The 15200-nt window shown below is 68.3% G+C and carries 15 protein-coding genes and 1 tRNA gene; 13 read left to right on the forward strand and 3 right to left on the reverse strand.

Annotated elements, in window-relative coordinates; genetic code table 11:
- Window positions 1-210: 210 nt before the first annotated feature.
- Both O2L01_RS16790 and O2L01_RS16795 read right to left on the reverse strand, forming a co-directional pair.
- Window positions 211-564, reverse strand: a complete 354-nt coding sequence (locus O2L01_RS16790) for a DUF805 domain-containing protein (protein ID WP_270123133.1) — start codon at window positions 562-564, stop codon at window positions 211-213.
- Between the two features lie 113 nt (window positions 565-677).
- Window positions 678-2183 (reverse strand): MFS transporter, encoded by a 1506-nt coding sequence (locus O2L01_RS16795; RefSeq protein WP_270123134.1) that lies wholly within the window; start codon window positions 2181-2183, stop codon window positions 678-680.
- 130 nt (window positions 2184-2313) lie between these two features.
- Here O2L01_RS16795 and O2L01_RS16800 point away from each other — a divergent pair, with 130 nt between their 5' ends.
- From O2L01_RS16800 to O2L01_RS16855, 12 genes are all read left to right on the forward strand, one after another.
- Window positions 2314-2853 carry a TetR/AcrR family transcriptional regulator gene (locus O2L01_RS16800; protein WP_270123135.1) on the forward strand — a complete coding sequence of 180 codons (540 nt, stop codon included), beginning with the start codon at window positions 2314-2316 and terminating at the stop codon, window positions 2851-2853.
- A gap of 32 nt (window positions 2854-2885) precedes the next feature.
- Window positions 2886-3440 carry an NUDIX domain-containing protein gene (locus O2L01_RS16805; RefSeq protein ID WP_270123136.1) on the forward strand — a complete coding sequence of 185 codons (555 nt, stop codon included), beginning with the start codon at window positions 2886-2888 and terminating at the stop codon, window positions 3438-3440.
- Between the two features lie 199 nt (window positions 3441-3639).
- Window positions 3640-4761 (forward strand): alanine dehydrogenase, encoded by a 1122-nt coding sequence (ald, locus tag O2L01_RS16810; RefSeq protein ID WP_270123137.1) that lies wholly within the window; start codon window positions 3640-3642, stop codon window positions 4759-4761.
- A 225-nt stretch (window positions 4762-4986) separates the two neighbouring features.
- Window positions 4987-5859, forward strand: coding sequence for a ParA family protein (locus tag O2L01_RS16815; RefSeq protein WP_344468997.1), 873 nt, complete (start codon window positions 4987-4989; stop codon window positions 5857-5859).
- A 118-nt stretch (window positions 5860-5977) separates the two neighbouring features.
- Window positions 5978-6850 carry a segregation and condensation protein A gene (locus tag O2L01_RS16820; protein WP_270123138.1) on the forward strand — a complete coding sequence of 291 codons (873 nt, stop codon included), beginning with the start codon at window positions 5978-5980 and terminating at the stop codon, window positions 6848-6850.
- Window positions 6847-7608, forward strand: coding sequence for an SMC-Scp complex subunit ScpB (scpB, locus tag O2L01_RS16825; protein WP_270123139.1), 762 nt, complete (start codon window positions 6847-6849; stop codon window positions 7606-7608). Before O2L01_RS16820 ends, scpB begins: the two co-directional genes overlap by 4 nt.
- Entirely contained in the window at window positions 7595-8332 is a 738-nt protein-coding gene (locus O2L01_RS16830) for a pseudouridine synthase (protein ID WP_270123140.1), read from the forward strand. The genes scpB and O2L01_RS16830 overlap by 14 nt, the downstream gene beginning before the upstream one ends.
- 44 nt (window positions 8333-8376) lie before the next feature.
- Complete coding sequence (locus tag O2L01_RS16835; protein ID WP_270123141.1) at window positions 8377-8751, forward strand: YccF domain-containing protein; 375 nt, start codon at window positions 8377-8379, stop codon at window positions 8749-8751.
- Window positions 8752-8888: 137 nt separating this feature from the next.
- A complete protein-coding gene (cmk, locus tag O2L01_RS16840) occupies window positions 8889-9566 on the forward strand; it encodes a (d)CMP kinase (protein ID WP_270123142.1) in 678 nt (225 codons plus the stop codon).
- Window positions 9559-10950, forward strand: a complete 1392-nt coding sequence (gene der / locus O2L01_RS16845; protein WP_270123143.1) for a ribosome biogenesis GTPase Der — start codon at window positions 9559-9561, stop codon at window positions 10948-10950. The genes cmk and der overlap by 8 nt, the downstream gene beginning before the upstream one ends.
- Before the next feature lie 85 nt (window positions 10951-11035).
- Window positions 11036-11109 (forward strand) — tRNA-Pro (locus tag O2L01_RS16850).
- 723 nt (window positions 11110-11832) lie between these two features.
- Window positions 11833-12063, forward strand: coding sequence for a hypothetical protein (locus O2L01_RS16855; RefSeq protein ID WP_270123144.1), 231 nt, complete (start codon window positions 11833-11835; stop codon window positions 12061-12063).
- Between the two features lie 153 nt (window positions 12064-12216).
- Here O2L01_RS16855 and O2L01_RS16860 read toward each other — a convergent pair whose 3' ends face one another.
- Window positions 12217-13890 carry an AbfB domain-containing protein gene (locus O2L01_RS16860; protein ID WP_270123145.1) on the reverse strand — a complete coding sequence of 558 codons (1674 nt, stop codon included), beginning with the start codon at window positions 13888-13890 and terminating at the stop codon, window positions 12217-12219.
- 314 nt (window positions 13891-14204) lie between these two features.
- On the opposite strand from O2L01_RS16860, the gene O2L01_RS16865 reads away from it, so the two are divergent.
- Complete coding sequence (locus O2L01_RS16865) at window positions 14205-15197, forward strand: LacI family DNA-binding transcriptional regulator (RefSeq protein WP_270123146.1); 993 nt, start codon at window positions 14205-14207, stop codon at window positions 15195-15197.
- Window positions 15198-15200 lie beyond the last annotated feature (3 nt).

Here is a 15200-nt window from a genome sequence, read left to right on the forward strand (position 1 = left end):
CCCCCCCCCCCGCGCCCCTCCCGGCTTCTACACACCCCCCGGGCGGGGGGCCCCCCCGGGGGGGGGCCGCCCCCCGCTCGCGTTCGTCTAGCAGGTCTTCGGGTCCGGGCTATTCACGTCCGCTGTGGAGCTTGATCGCGACTTTTCCACTGGGACGGAATGACATGGGAAAGGCAGGGCCCGAATGGGCCCTGCCTTGTCGCTCTTCACTTATGCGCGTTTGGGATTGGGACCGTAGCGGTTCGGTCCGGGCTCGCTGTCGAGGACGCTGAAGACGATCAGGATGATCCAGCCGACGATCGGGACCAACCCGATGAACCACCACCAGCCCGTGCGCCCGATGTCGTGGAGCCGGCGGACCTGGACGGCGATGCTGGGGATGAGGACGGCGAGGCCGTACGCCCAGCCGATGAAGTTCCAGAAGTTCGGGTCCCGCTGGTCGCCGAGGCATTGCAGGATCGCGCCGATGATGGCGTTGACCAGCACGAACCACCAGAACTCGCGGCGTCGTGAGCGGCCGCTGAACACCGCGTACTTCTTGAGGGCGGTCATGTACCAGCTCATTGCCGTGCCTCTTTCCCCGCCCCGCGGAACGGAGCGATGCCCTGACCAGGCCTTGGATATTGCCTGATCAGGGCATCGTAGGACGATTCGCGTGCGGGCGAGGCCGTTCCGGCTTACGGGCGGCGCGTGCGCAGGGCCCGGCCGACCGCCACGGTGGCGATCAGGATCAGGGCCGCGGCGACGATCGCGACGGTGCGCAGGCCGTCGGTGAACGCGGTCCTGGCGGCCGCCATGAGCGCGTCGCCGGCCTCGGCGGGCAGCGTCGCGGCCACGTGCGCGGCCTCGCCCAGCGTCTCGGCCGCGGAGGCCGGGGCGTCGCCCAGCTCGCTGCGGTAGATCCCGGTCGCGAGCGACCCGAGGAGCGCCACGCCCATCGCGCCGCCGAGCTCGTACGCGGTCTCGGAGATCGCCGAGGCCGCGCCCGCCCGGTCGGCCGGGGCCGCCGCGAGGATCGCGTCGTTCGTGACCGTCTGCGCCAGGCCGGAGCCGCCGCCGATGAGCGCGAACGCCACCGCGACCACGGCCGCGCCGGAGTCCACGCCGATGAACGTCATCGCCGCGAACCCGCCGATGATGAGCACGAGGCCGCCGATGATGGTGCGCACCAAGCCGATCCGGTCCGACAGCCGCACCGCCACGAGGCCGGTGACGACCGAGACGCCCATGCCCGGCAGGAGCAGCAGCCCCGCCTGCATGGGGGAGAAGCCCAGCACGAGCTGCAGGTACTGCGTGAGCAGGAACAGCGCCGAGATCATCGCGAACACGATGGTGAAGTTCGTGGCCAGCGAGGCGCTGAACCGGCGCAGCCGGAACAGCCCCACGTCGATGAGCGGGTGCTCCAGGCGCTGCTGGCGGCGCACGAACCACACGCCCGCGAGCGCGCCGATCGCGATCGAGGCGACGGCCGCGATCGTGACGCCGTGCTCGGCGATCGTCTTGACGCCGTACACGAACGGGAACATCGCCAGGAACGACAGCGCGACGCTCGGCACGTCGATCCGGCCCGGGTTCGGGTCCTTCGACTCCGGCAGCAGGAACGGCGCGGCCAGCAGCACGGCGAGCGACACCGGCGCGGCCATGAGGAACACCGAGCCCCACCAGAAGTGCTCGAGCAGCCAGCCGCCGAGGATCGGCCCGAGGGCCGCCCCGGCCGAGAAGCCCGAGGCCCAGATCGCGATGGCGAACTTGCGCTGGCGGTCGTCGTGGAAGAGGTTGCGCATGAGCGCGAGCGTGGTCGGCATGAGCGTGGCGCCGGCGAGGCCGAGGAGGGCCCGCGCGGCGATGAGCGCTTCGGCGGTCGGCGCGTAAGCGGCGATGAGGCTCGCGGCGGCGAACGCGGCCGAGCCGATGACGAGCAGCTTGCGGCGGCCCACGCGGTCGCCGAGCGTGCCCATGGTGACCAGGAGCCCGGCGAGGACGAAGCCGTAGACGTCGACGATCCACAGCAGTTGCGAGCTGCTGGGCGCGAGGTCCTCGGAGAGGAACGGCACGGCGAAGCCGAGCACCGTCATGTCGATGGAGATGAGCAGCACCGGGAGCACCAGCACGGCGAGCGCCCAGCCCTGCTTGGCGCTGATGCGGGCGCGGGGCTCCTGCGGTGCGCGAAGCGTGGCGGCCATGGGTTTCACTACTTTCTTGACGTGAGCCAGTGCGGCTCGCGATGCGGCATCCCCGACGCCGGGCGTGCCGGAGGTCGACACGCCCTTCGACTGTACCGTCCGGACGGTACAGTAGTCACCAGGAGGAAACATGAAAGAGCCGGAGATCACCACCCGGGACCGCATCCTCAACGCGCTCCAGCGCATCCTCGTGGACGTGGGCTCCTCGGGGGTGACCCTGGAGAAGGTCGCCGCCGAGGCGGGCGTCTCCAAGGGCGGGCTGCTGTACCACTTCAAGTCCAAGTCCGACCTGTACGACGGCCTCGCCCGCCGCCACCGGCTCCAGGAGGAGGCGAACCTCGTCCGCGCCCGCGAGAGCGGCGTCGTCAAGTCGTTCCTGGAGGTCTCCTGGGTCGAGTCGGAGGAGTCGGCGGCCGGGCTCTGGGCGCTGCTGACGGCCTTGCGCGGCAAGGGGGAGCTCTCCGACGAGGCGAGGGCGGACGTGCTCTTCATCTTCAACGGCTGGCGCGACCTCATCCACGAGCAGGTCGCCGACCCGGTGACCGCCGAGATCGTGCGCCTCGTGGGCGACGGCCTCTTCCTCTCGGCGCTCTCGGGCGTCCCGCTGCCGGACCGGGCGATCGTCGAGCGGATCCTGCAGCGGCTCAGCGACGAGGCCGCGGAGTCCTGATCCCGAAACCTGAGCGGACTAGTGTGACCCTCGTGCATGAGTACCGAGTCCTCGACAGTGAGACCATCCACCGCGGCTGGGCCTACGACCTGACCGCCGAGACCATCGCGATGCCCGGCGGCGGCACCGCCCGGCGCGAGTTCCTGAAGCATGTGGGCGCGGTCGTCACCGTGCCCGTCGACGAGCAGGGCCGCGTCGGCCTCATCCGCCAGTTCCGGGTCCCGCCGAAGGAGCTCATGTGGGAGTTCCCGGCGGGCCTGCGCGACATCGAGAACGAGGACCCCGCCGCGGCCGCCCGCCGCGAGCTCGCCGAGGAGGCGGACCTCGTCGCCGCCGAGCTCGTCAAGCTCGGCGAGTACTTCACCACCCCGGGCATCTCGGACGAGCTCATCCACTACTACCTCGCCACCGGCCTCACCCCGGTGCCCGAGGCGGACCTCCACGAGCGCACCGACGAGGAGACCCACATCGAACTCGTCTGGTGGGACCTCGACAAGGCCCTCGCCGCCGTCGTCGACGGCGAGATCCGCAACGGCGTCTGCGCTCTCGCGCTCACCCTTACGAAACTGCATCTCGACCGAAACTGAGCCGTCATATCGAAGGCGCACGCTCACATGGCCCGTCGCATCATGGTGCGGCGGGCCGCTTTACGATCACGGCGACGACGCCGTCCGAACCGCTGAACCCACAAGGAATGCGGGCTGCTGGACGTCTTGCGTCCTAGACTGCCCGTGCGGGACGCCGACCGGCCCCGAACTGGCACAACGCTTCGGAAGGAACCCGCACGTGAAAGTCGCCGTCCCCCGCGAGATCAAGAACAACGAATACCGCGTCGCCCTCACCCCGGCCGGGGTCCACGAGCTCGTCGCCGCCGGCCACGACGTCGCCATCGAGACCGGCGCCGGCCTCGGCTCCGCCATCACCGACGCCGACTACCGCGAAGCCGGCGCCCTCATCTGCCCCGACGCCGACTCCACCTGGGGCGCAGGCGATCTCGTCCTCAAAGTGAAGGAACCCATCCAGGACGAGTTCCACCGGATGCGGTCCGGCCAGACCCTCTTCACCTACCTCCACCTCGCCGCCAGCGCCGAATGCACCGACGCGCTCCTCGAACGCCACGTCACCGGCATCGCCTACGAGACCGTGCAGACCGCCGACGGCCGCCTCCCGCTCCTGGCGCCCATGAGCGAGGTCGCCGGGCGCCTCGCCGTCCAGGCCGGCGCCTACCACCTCCAGCGCCCCGAAGGCGGCCGCGGCACCCTCATGGGCGGCGTCCCCGGGACCGCGCCCGCGCGCGTGGTCATCATCGGCGCCGGCGTCTCCGGCATGAACGCCGCCGCGATCGCGGTCGGCATGCGCGCGGACGTGGAACTCCTCGACCTCAACGTCGACAAGCTCCACGCCGCCGACGACCTCTACCAGGGCCGCCTGCGCACCATCGTCTCCAACCGCTTCGAGGTCAAGCGCGCCTGCCGCGAGGCCGACCTCGTCATCGGCGCCGTCCTCGTCCCGGGCGCCAAGGCCCCCACCGTGGTCGACGACGAAGTGCTCGCCGAGATGAAGGACGGCGCGGTCCTCGTCGACATCGCCATCGACCAAGGCGGCTGCTTCGCGCACTCCAAGGCCACGACCCACGACGACCCCACGTTCACCCACGCGGGCAAACTCTTCTACTGCGTCGCGAACATGCCCGGGGCCGTGCCGAACACGTCGACGTACGCGCTCACGAACGCCACCCTCCCGTACGTCATGAAACTCGCGAACCTCGGCTGGGCCGCCGCCCTCAAGGCCGACCCGGCCCTCGCGCGGGGACTCAACACCTACGCCGGGCAGGTCGTCAACGAACCGGTCGCGATCACACACCACCTGCCGCTCAAGCCGATCGCGCAGGTGCTCGCGGAGAACTGACGTCCCAAGAGGATTCAGGCGCCGCTCCGCGCAGCGGGCGAACTCACGCCGGGTGCCTCGGAGTCTCCCAAGCCGTCGACAGCCTCGATACACTGACGTACAGTCGCTAAGACAGGCAATGGTGAGACGCCCGGCACCCGGTGTCGACCTCGCACCCGGAGGCGCGAAGAAATGAGCAGTGTGGACAGCAACGACAAATGGGCGGCCCTGCGCGGTGCCGCGCAGATGCCTCCCGCTGACGGAACCGAGGACCTCTCCTCGCCCGACCCGGAGACCTACACGAACAAGCGCGAGATCCCGCAGCCCCAGCCGCTGGAGCGCCACGGGCCGGCCCGCGTCATCGCCATGGCCAACCAGAAGGGCGGGGTGGGCAAGACCACCACGACCATCAACCTCGGTGCGGCCCTTGCCGAATACGGCCGGAAGGTCCTCCTCGTCGACTTCGACCCGCAGGGCGCGCTCTCGGTCGGCTTCGGCACCAACCCCCACACGCTCGACCTCACCGTCTACAACCTCCTCATGCAGGACGACGTCGACATCGACGACGTCATGGTGAAGACGAACGTCGCCGGCCTGCGGCTCCTCCCGGCCAACATCGACCTCTCGGCCGCCGAGATCCAGCTCGTCAACGAGGTCGCCCGCGAGCAGACCCTCGCCCGCGTCCTGCGCCCGGTCATCCCCGACTTCGACTACATCCTCATCGACTGCCAGCCTTCGTTGGGGCTCTTGACGATCAACGCGCTCACCGCCGCGCACTCCGTGCTCGTCCCGCTCGAGTGCGAGTTCTTCTCGCTGCGCGGCGTCGCCCTCCTCCTCGACACCGTCGACAAGGTCCGCGAGCGCCTCAACTACGACCTCGAGCTCGACGGCATCCTCGCGACCATGTACGACTCGCGCACCACCCACTCGCGCCAGGTCCTCCAGCGCGTCGTGGAAGCCTTCGGGGACAAGGTGTTCTCCACCGTCATCACCCGCACCGTGCGCTTCCCCGAGACCACCGTCGCCGGTGAGCCCATCACCACCTGGGCCCCCGCCTCCTCCGGCGCACGCGCCTACCGCCAACTCGCCCGCGAACTGATCGCGGCCACCGACAAATGAGCGTCGCGGACTGAGCACTGACAAGTAGTCCGTCGAAAGCCTTCCGCCCCAGGCGTTGCCTCCGTGAAAGCCCGAGTTCACCCCGTGGTGTCCGGGACGTCCGTCTAAGCTTGCGTGCGTGACCGACCAGCAGCCGCCCCAGCTCCCGACCCAGCGGGAGGGCGAACCGGAGGAGGCCGAAAGCGGCTTCCACGTCCGGCTCGCCAATTTCGAGGGCCCGTTCGACCTGCTGCTCCAGCTCATCGGCAAGCACAAGCTCGACGTCACCGAGCTCGCCCTCCACCAGGTCGCCTCCGAGTTCATCGCCTACGTCACCGGCCTCGACGACGCCTGGAACCTCGAGGAGACCTCCGAGTTCCTGCTCATCGCCGCCACCCTCCTCGACCTCAAGACCGCCCGCCTCCTGCCCGGCACCGTCGTCGACGACGAAGAGGACCTCGCCCTCCTCGAGGCCCGCGACCTCCTCTTCGCCCGGCTCCTGCAGTACAAGGCCTACAAGGAGGCCGCCGGCGCCCTCGCGGTCTTCGTCGAGTCCGCCGCGACCCGCGTCCCCCGCAACGTCGGCCTCGAAGAGCGCTACAAGGGCCTCCTCCCCGAACTCGTCCTCGACCTCACCCCCGAAGCCCTGGCCGCCTTGGCGGGCAAGGCGATGAAGCCCAAACCGCCGCCCACCGTCGGCACCGGCCACATCCACATGCAGCGCGTCTCCGTGCGCGAGCACGCCGTCATCCTCTCCCGCCGCCTCCAGCGCGTCCAGACCGCGACCTTCCGGGCCCTCACCTCCGACTGCGAATCCCACCTCGAAGTCGTCGCCCGGTTCCTCGCGCTCCTGGAGCTCTACCGCGAAGCCCTCGTCGGCTTCGAGCAGATGCAGGCGCTCGGCGAGCTGACGGTGCGATGGCTCGGCGGCACCGGCAACACCGATATCGAAGTCGACGAATACGCGGGCTCGCCCGCAGAACCGGAAGCACCAGCGGGGGAGAGCGCATGACCGAGCACCTGGGGGAATCCCTCGAACAGGACCTGGCGACGTGGAAGATGCCCGGCGCCCGGCAGGAGGCCGCGCCGCTGCGCCCCGACACGCCCGCCGACGAACCGCTCACCGAAGGCGACGAGTACGCCGCCGCGCTGGCGAGCGTCCCGGCCCAGACCGACCCCGAAGACGACGAACCCGAGGTCACGGCCACCAGCCCCGTCCCCGACGACGTCGATCTCGGCGCCGTCCTCGAGGCCATTCTCATGATCGCCGAGGAGCCCCTGAGCGAGGAGTTCCTCTCCGCGGTATTGGAGCGGCCACGTTCACAGGTGCGCGAGCAACTGGGCCGGCTCAGCGCCGAATACACTGGTGACGGACGCGGATTCGATCTGCGTCGCCAAGCCGGCGGCTGGCGCTTCTACACCCGGGCCGATTACGCCCGGTACGTGGAGCGGTTCGTCACCGACGGCGCCTCCGCCCGCCTCACCAAGGCGGCGCTGGAGACGCTCGCCGTGGTGGCCTACCGGCAGCCGGTCACCCGCGGCCGCATCTCGGCCATCCGGGGCGTGAACTGCGACGGCGTCATGCGGACGCTGGTGTCGCGCGGCCTGGTCGAGGAGTGCGGGACCGACCCGGACTCGACGGCGACGCTCTACCGCACCACCACCCTGTTCTTGGAAAAAATCGGACTGGACACGGTCGACCAGCTACCAGAGCTGGCCCCGTTCCTGCCGGACGACGTGACGGATATCGAGGAAGATGAACAACGCTGACGAAGAGGGCATCCGCCTGCAGAAAGTGCTGTCGCAGGCCGGGATCGCCTCCCGCCGCGCCGCAGAGGACCTGATCTCCCGCGGGAAGGTCAAGGTCAACGGCGAGCGCGCCCACCTCGGGCAGCGCGTGGACACGTCCAAGGACATCATCCACGTCTCCGGCAAGCGGGTCGTGACCGACGTCGACAAGGTCTACTTCGCGATCAACAAGCCGCGGGGCATCGTCTCGACCATGGAGGACGACGAGGGCCGCCCCTCGCTCGCCGGCATCGCCAAAGGCATCGACCAGCGCGTCTTCCACGTGGGCCGGCTCGACACCGACTCCGAGGGCCTGCTGCTGCTCACCAACGACGGGGAGCTCGCCAACCGCATCATGCACCCCTCGCACGGCCTGCCGAAGGTCTACCGGGCGCAGGTCGCCGGGATCATGGACCGCAACACCTGGAACAAGCTGCTCAAGGGCGTCGAGCTCGAGGACGGCCTCGCCAAGGCCGACAAGCTCAAGATCATCGACGAGCACGCCGGCCAGTCGTTGATCGAGATCACCATCCACGAGGGCCGCAAGCATATTGTGAGGCGGCTCATGGACGAGGTCGGGCACCACGTCTCGCGCCTCGTGCGCACCGAGATGGGTCCGGTCAAGCTGCGCAACCTCAAGCCCGGGACGATCCGCAGGCTCACCCCGAACGAGGTGGGGGAGCTGTTCCGCGAGGTCGGACTCTAGCTAGCTGTAGTGACGGAAGGGCAAGGCCCGGTTAATGTTCGGGCATGTCAACCATTCTGAACGTGATCTGGTTCGTCCTGGCCGGCCTCTGGCTCGCCATCGGTTACTTCTTCACGGGCCTGCTCTTCTGCATCTTCATCGTGACGATCCCGTTCGGCATCGCGAACATGCGCCTGGCGGGGTACGTGCTGTGGCCCTTCGGCCGCACCGTGGTCTACGACCCGTCCGCCGGCTGTTTCTCGTTGCTGGGCAACATCCTCTGGCTGATCCTGTTCGGCTGGGAGCTGGCGTTGGCGCACCTCGTCACCGGGTTCCTCCAGGCGGTCACGATCATCGGCATCCCGCTGGCGGTGGCGAACTGGAAGATGATCCCGATGGCGCTGTGGCCGATGGGCGCCCGGGTGATCGAAAAGCGTTGATGCAGCGCATCCCCGACCGTGCGGTCATTCCACGCGGTGCACATTTACGTCTCCGCAGGCGTTCGCCGCGGGTTACCAGGTAGAACCGGGCATGATGTAGGTTTGCTTGGTTTGCAGTTGAAGAACGGAGCGCGACAGTGCCTGAGCAGAAGAGCGGACCGGTCGTCGCGATCGACGGCCCGTCCGGGGCCGGGAAGTCGACCGTGGCGAAGACATTGGCGACCGCGATCGACGCCGCGTACCTCGACACCGGCGCCATGTACCGCGCCGCGACGCTGGCGGTCCTCAACGCCGGCGTCGACCCCTCGCAGACCGCACAGGTCACCAAGACCGTGAAGAACGCGAAGCTCGAGTTCGGGACGACCCCCGAGGACCCGTTCACCCGCGTCGACGGCGAGGACGCCGACCTGGCGATCCGCGGCGACGACGTGACGAAGGCGGTCTCGGCGGTGGCCGGGAACAAGACGGTGCGGAAGTTCCTCATCGACGAGCAGCGGCGGATCATCGCCGATGCCAAGGCGGGCATCGTGGTCGAAGGCCGCGACATCGTCTCGGTCGTCGCCCCCGACGCCGACGTCAAGGTCTACCTCACCGCCGACCCGGTCGAGCGCGCCAAGCGCCGCGCGGCCGAGAACGGCGCCGACGCGACCACCACCGCGAAGGACATCGAGCGGCGGGACACCGCCGACTCGAAGACCACGAAACCCCTGGAGGCCCCGGAGGGGGCCGTGGTGATCGACTCCACGACGCTGCCGATCGTGGAGGTAGTGGCCAAGATTCTGGCCTTGCTGAACAACAGGGACATTGATGAGTGACGAAGAGACCTGGACCGACGCCGACGGTTGGAGCGAGAGCGACGACGTCGACGAACGCGGTCCGGTCCCGACGGTGGCCGTGGTCGGCCGCCCCAACGTGGGCAAGTCGACCCTGGTCAACCGCATCCTGGGCCGCCGCGCCGCGGTGGTGCAGGACGAACCGGGCGTGACCCGCGACCGCGTCGCGTACGACGCCGAGTGGGCCGGGCGCGAGTTCAGCCTGGTCGACACCGGCGGCTGGGACCCCGACGCCGAGGGCATGGCGAAGTCCATCGCCCTGCAGGCCGAGCTGGCGATGCGCACTGCGGACGTGATCGTGTTCGTGGTCGACTCGCGTGTGGGTCCCACGGACGCCGACGAGGCGGCCGTGCGCATCCTGCGCTCGACCCGCAAGCCGGTGATCCTGGTGGCCAACAAGGCCGACTCGGAGCGCCAGGAGGCCGAGGTCCACGAGCTGTGGAGCCTGGGCCTGGGCGAGCCGTTCCCGATCTCGGCCCTCCACGGCCGCAACTCGGGCGACCTGCTGGACAAGATCATCTGGGCGTTCCCCGAGGAGCCCACGGGCCAGCTCAAGGAGCGCGGCCCCCGCAAGGTGGCCCTTGTCGGGCGCCCGAACGTCGGCAAGTCGAGCCTCCTCAACCGCATCGCGGGCGAGGACCGCGCGGTCGTCGACAACGTCGCGGGCACCACCGTCGACCCGGTCGACTCCGTCGTGGAGATCGACGGCGAGGACTGGATCCTCGTGGACACCGCGGGCCTGCGCAAGCGCGTCAAGTTCGCCTCGGGCACCGAGTACTACGCCTCGCTGCGCACCGAGGCGGCCGTGGAGGCCGCCGAGGTCGCCCTGGTCCTCCTGGACGCCTCGGAGCCCATCAGCGAGCAGGACCAGCGTGTCCTCACGCAGGTGACCGAGTCCGGTCGTGCGATGGTCCTGGCGTTCAACAAGTGGGACCTCGTGGACGAGGACCGGCGGTACTACCTGGAGAAGGAGATCGACCGCGAACTCGGCCAGGTCTCCTGGGCGCCCCGCGTCAACGTCTCCGCGATGACCGGCCGCGCCGTCGAGAAGATCGCCCGCGCCCTGCGCGAAGCCCTCGAAGGCTGGGGCCAGCGCATCAGCACCGGCGAGCTCAACAAGTGGATCAGCGACCTCCAGGCCGCCACCCCGCACCCGACGCGCGCCAACAAGGCCCCGAAGGTCATCTACGCGACCCAGGCCGCCGCCGAACCGCCGCGCTTCATCCTCTTCACGAACGCGCCGTTCGAGAAGCAGTACCTGAAGTTCATCACCCGCAAGCTCCGCGAGGACTTCGGCTTCGTGGGAACGCCCATCGACCTGGTGGTCAAACCCCGCGAATCCCGCAAGAAGGACAAGCGCAAATAGCCCCGCTCACACCGGGGACCTCGCCTCAGAGGCCCCCGGGGCTATAGGCTAAAGTTGTCACCGCTGCGGACAACGCGGCGGAAAACGGGCTGTGGCGCAGCTTGGTAGCGCACTTGACTGGGGGTCAAGGGGTCGCAGGTTCAAGTCCTGTCAGCCCGACAGTGAAGCCCCAGGCCAGGGACAATGTCCCAGGCCTGGGGCTTCGTCGTTGGCGGCTCTCGCTTGTCATTCGCTTGTCTCGATGAACCAGGATGCCTCGGATCGCCTCGGCACGGAACTCCCTGGCTCTATGATCTGGAACGCTCACTAGCGGCTCACTTGAAGGTCCCATAGCTGCATGCGTTGCTACAGAAGCGAACTGGACTTGGGATATAACTCGATCACGAGCTATCTGGGTTTCCCTTGAGGGACTGCCGGATGCAAGTTGCTGCCGCCGTTGCATGCTCACGAGGTGAAAATGCCGACGCGACGTGGCCAATTCAGTGCTTGAAAGCCTTGATCGGTCCCACACCCAACGGGGGCATTCTGAAGCCTCGGACGCCGGGCTCATAACCTGGAGATCGGTGGTTCAAATCCGCCTCCCGCTACCAAGAAATACCAGGTGAAACCTGGTTTCCTCAAAAGAGGGAGCCGGGTTTTCCATGCCTGTTGCTCGTTCGTTGTTCGGATGAACCATGATTCCTCGGCACCGCCGTCAAGCGCCAGAGATCCATGGAGTGATTCAGAGAAATCTATTTGTGCACCTCTTGAGCGATTCCGGAAGTCCATGCGGCGCAATGCGGATCTGATGCTCGTGTGTACCTTGAAGAGTTCCTTAGAGAAGCTGAAAGATCAAGAGCCTCAAGCGAAACGCGCATCCCAATGGTCACCGCTTGAGCCTCCTTGCTTCCCGGGTTCCCCGCGACAGGCGGCGACCGTCGTCAGGCGCAAGACGGCCAGCCCGAGCAGCTCAACCTCCGTCCGGGCCGCGACAAGTCCGCCACTGAAGGCATCGGGGCGCCCACCGACATCCCGGAGCACCTGGTGGCGATGCGCGACTACGGGTACAAGGCGCTTCGGATGTCCGCATCGGTAGGGGAGAAGGTGATCGGCCACCTCCCGCTGCCCGAGTAGGCAGCGCTGACAAACCGCCGCGTCCGGCATGCAGCCACGCATGGACCGGTCCGGGTTTGGGAGGAGGACTTGAGCCGGGTTCGCTCTCAGGGTTCTCCGAGCGCGTCTCTTGGAGACGGGTGCGGCGGGACCCGGGTCCCGCCGCACCTGGAGTCAGCTCGTGATCCGGAAGGTGGCGTCGGCCTTGCCGCCGCTGTCGCCGCTGGGGATCGCGGCGGTCCGGAGGATGTTGTACGAGTGGCGCACATGCTGGCCGGAGTCGCCGTAGAGCTGGAACGAGGTCCAGGCCGAGTCCGCGAGGCCGGCGACCGTGCGGAAGGTGGCGTCCTCGGCGAACTTCGCCGAGCCGTCGTTCTCCTCGAGCTTGAGGACCGTGTCGCTCACGCGCAGGTAGTAGCCGGGCAGGTTGACGGACTCGAACGAGACGCAGTCGTCGGCGCGGTCGGCCAGTCCCGTGGCGACCTGGAACCAGGTGTCTGCGGCGGGGCTTGCGTTCTCCGCGATGCCCGCGGCGAAGCCGACGTGGCGCCAGTACCGGGTCTGGAAGTTGTAGGCCTGGATCCGGTTGTAGGGCACCGTGGCTCGGTCGCGGGTGTACAGGAGCGTGCCGTACCCGAGGGCGTCGTACCCGCCGGAGGTCGAGCCGTAGTCGCCGCCGCCGCCTTCCGGAGCGACCTGCCCGGCGATGGCGGCGGTGTTCGGCATTTCGATGCCGCGCCGAGAGTAGTAGTGGCCGTAGACCATCGCCCACACCGGCCGCACACTGCCGCGCCCCCCGCTGCTGATGACCGTCTGCTCGTTGTAGGTGCAGTTGTTGCTGGAGCCCCAGCTGTAGGTGGTGTAGGGGACGTCGTTGCCGAGGTTGTAGGAGGCGACGTACTCGGCCGCCTTGGCGAACGCGTTGTCGTCGGCCGAGTAGAGGTCGATCCCCTGGTTCCAGGCCGTCTCCATGAACGTGGCCATGAGCCCGATGCCGAGGATGGTGTGGGCCTGGTCGCGGCCGGACTCCTGCCACTGCGCGAGGCCGTCGTGGTGGGTGAAGGGGATCGCGCCCCGGATGGAGCCGTTGCCGACGCCGTTCCAGAAGTAGTCGAGGGCTTGGTCGATGATCGTGTCGTCGTCGCAGAGGATGCCGGTCGCGAGCACCTCGTTCATCGCGGCCAAGTCCCAGTTCGCCCAGTAGTGGGTTGCGCAGGTTCCGTTGTGGCTGCTGAGGAAACCTGTGGTCAGAGGGTGGAAAACGTCCAGCATCATGTTCTGGAAGGCCCCGAGGTCGAAGCCCGGGGCGTCGCGCAGCAGTTCGGCGGCGTTCGCGAACTGGTAGCCCTGGAGGCCGGCGCACAGGAGCGCGTCAGTGCTGCCGTTGATCTCGGTCAACGTCGAGGACCAGGCGTTGCAGATCGCGACGGCGGCGTCGCGGTTGGCGGTCGTGCCGGCGATGCGCCAGCGCAGGGCGTTCTGGTAGGCGGCGTGGACGTCCCTGTAGAGCACCGGGTAGTTCTGGGTGCCGGTGCCTCCGCGTGTGATGACGGAGGTGGCGCTGGGAGTCCAGGTGCTCTGGGAGTGGGAGGAGGCCGTCAGTTTGTTCCAGCCTGTGAGCCAGGGCTCGGCGCCGGCGGCGACTTTCGCCTTGATGTAGTCGAGGTCGGATTGGGTGTGAAGGATCGCCGGGTGGCCCATGGCCTGAAGGCCGGCGGTCTGGGCCTCGGCGTTCTGGGCGGTGTCGAAGGCCAGGGTGCCGAGCCCGGCGAGTGCGAGGCCGCCGGTGACTGCGGCGCCTTTGAGGAGTGGCCGCCGGGCGAGGCGGCTCGTGTCGAATAGTGTCATGGTGCTTCCTTGCGCCATGCGGTGAGGCCGGGGATGTCACCGCGAACAAAAGCGTGATCGCTCACGCAGGGCTTACGATATCCAGATTGATGGATACATGTCAATACCGCGGTTCGGGCGATAGGCATATCGCCCCACCGTGTTCGAGCGCGGTGAACTCGATCCGACCGGCTCGGGTCGGACTCGAAGTCGCCTCTATGGACCCGTAGGGCGTTGAGAACGAAAGGGTTCGGTTCTCGGGCATGCGTCGCGGCAAGGCCGTGCGCGGTGGCTCGAGTCGGCGCGCTTGGCGTGCGGTAGGGATAATGAGCGATATGCAGCGACGTGTGACCATCGAGGACATCGCCCGTGAAGCCGGTGTCTCGCGACAGACGGTGACCCGGGCGATGAACGACATGCCCCGCATCAGTGAAGCGACACGGGCCCGCGTCCTCGAGGTCAGCGAACGGCTCGGCTACCGCCCCAGCCGCTTCGCCTCGAACCTGGCCCGGACGAGCAAGGCCAAGACCATCGCGTTCGTCGTCGACTCCTTCCGCAACCCGTACTACTCGGAACTGACCGCCGATCTCCTCGACGCGGCCTCGGCCCGCGGATGGCAGATGACGATCGCCTCCCACGAGAACGAACCCGAACTCGAACTCATCGGCCGCCTCGCGGGCGAAGTGGACGCGATCGTCGGCTACCTCAGTGAACCCGACGAGACCGCCCTGGTCGCGGCGGCCCGCGGGGTGCCGATAGTCCTCCTCGGGAGCACCGTGACCACCGAAAGCCTCCACTCCATCGACCTCGACTTCATCAGCGCATTCCGCAAACTCATCCCCGAACTGGAGTCCCGGGGCTCGCGGCGGTTCGCCCTGCTCGAGAGCCAGCCGCTCGGCACCGAGTACGACCCGAGCACCCGCCGGATCGCCTACGAGCGCGCCGTCGACACGCGGTCGGCGGAGGCGGTCGTGGTCTGCGAGGCGCCGCCGCAGTCGGTGGATGCCGGTGAACTCGGCTTCAACGAACTGATGGATCGTTTCCCCGACACCGACACCGTGATCGCCTTCAGCGACCTCATCGCGATGGGCGCCCTGCGGGCCGCCCACCACCGCGGCATCGACGTGCCTGGGCAGGTGCGGCTCGTCGGCGTCGACGGACTCTCGCTCGGCGCCGTCACTTCGCCCGCCCTCACCAGCTTGGCGATACTGGGCACAGAGTTCACCGAGCAGATCGCCGACGTCACTGAAAGGGCGCTCAGCGGTGCCGAGGTCCCGTTCGAGCACCGTTCGGTCGTGCCGTTGGTGATCTGGCGCGAATCCGCCTGAACT

Source organism: Glycomyces lechevalierae (genome assembly GCF_027622945.1).
GTDB lineage: Bacteria > Actinomycetota > Actinomycetes > Mycobacteriales > Micromonosporaceae > Glycomyces > Glycomyces rutgersensis.

What these genes read in the sequence shown, in the direction of transcription:
- O2L01_RS16790 (WP_270123133.1), bottom strand. Translation starts at nt 564, where the DNA reads ATGAGCTGGTACATGACCGCCCTCAAGAAGTACGCGGTGTTCAGCGGC.
- O2L01_RS16795 (WP_270123134.1), bottom strand. Translation starts at nt 2,183, where the DNA reads ATGGCCGCCACGCTTCGCGCACCGCAGGAGCCCCGCGCCCGCATCAGC.
- O2L01_RS16800 (WP_270123135.1), top strand. Translation starts at nt 2,314, where the DNA reads ATGAAAGAGCCGGAGATCACCACCCGGGACCGCATCCTCAACGCGCTC.
- O2L01_RS16815 (WP_344468997.1), top strand. Translation starts at nt 4,987, where the DNA reads ATGCCTCCCGCTGACGGAACCGAGGACCTCTCCTCGCCCGACCCGGAG.
- scpB (WP_270123139.1), top strand. Translation starts at nt 6,847, where the DNA reads ATGACCGAGCACCTGGGGGAATCCCTCGAACAGGACCTGGCGACGTGG.
- O2L01_RS16830 (WP_270123140.1), top strand. Translation starts at nt 7,595, where the DNA reads ATGAACAACGCTGACGAAGAGGGCATCCGCCTGCAGAAAGTGCTGTCG.
- O2L01_RS16835 (WP_270123141.1), top strand. Translation starts at nt 8,377, where the DNA reads ATGTCAACCATTCTGAACGTGATCTGGTTCGTCCTGGCCGGCCTCTGG.
- der (WP_270123143.1), top strand. Translation starts at nt 9,559, where the DNA reads ATGAGTGACGAAGAGACCTGGACCGACGCCGACGGTTGGAGCGAGAGC.
- O2L01_RS16860 (WP_270123145.1), bottom strand. Translation starts at nt 13,890, where the DNA reads ATGACACTATTCGACACGAGCCGCCTCGCCCGGCGGCCACTCCTCAAA.
- O2L01_RS16865 (WP_270123146.1), top strand. Translation starts at nt 14,205, where the DNA reads ATGCAGCGACGTGTGACCATCGAGGACATCGCCCGTGAAGCCGGTGTC.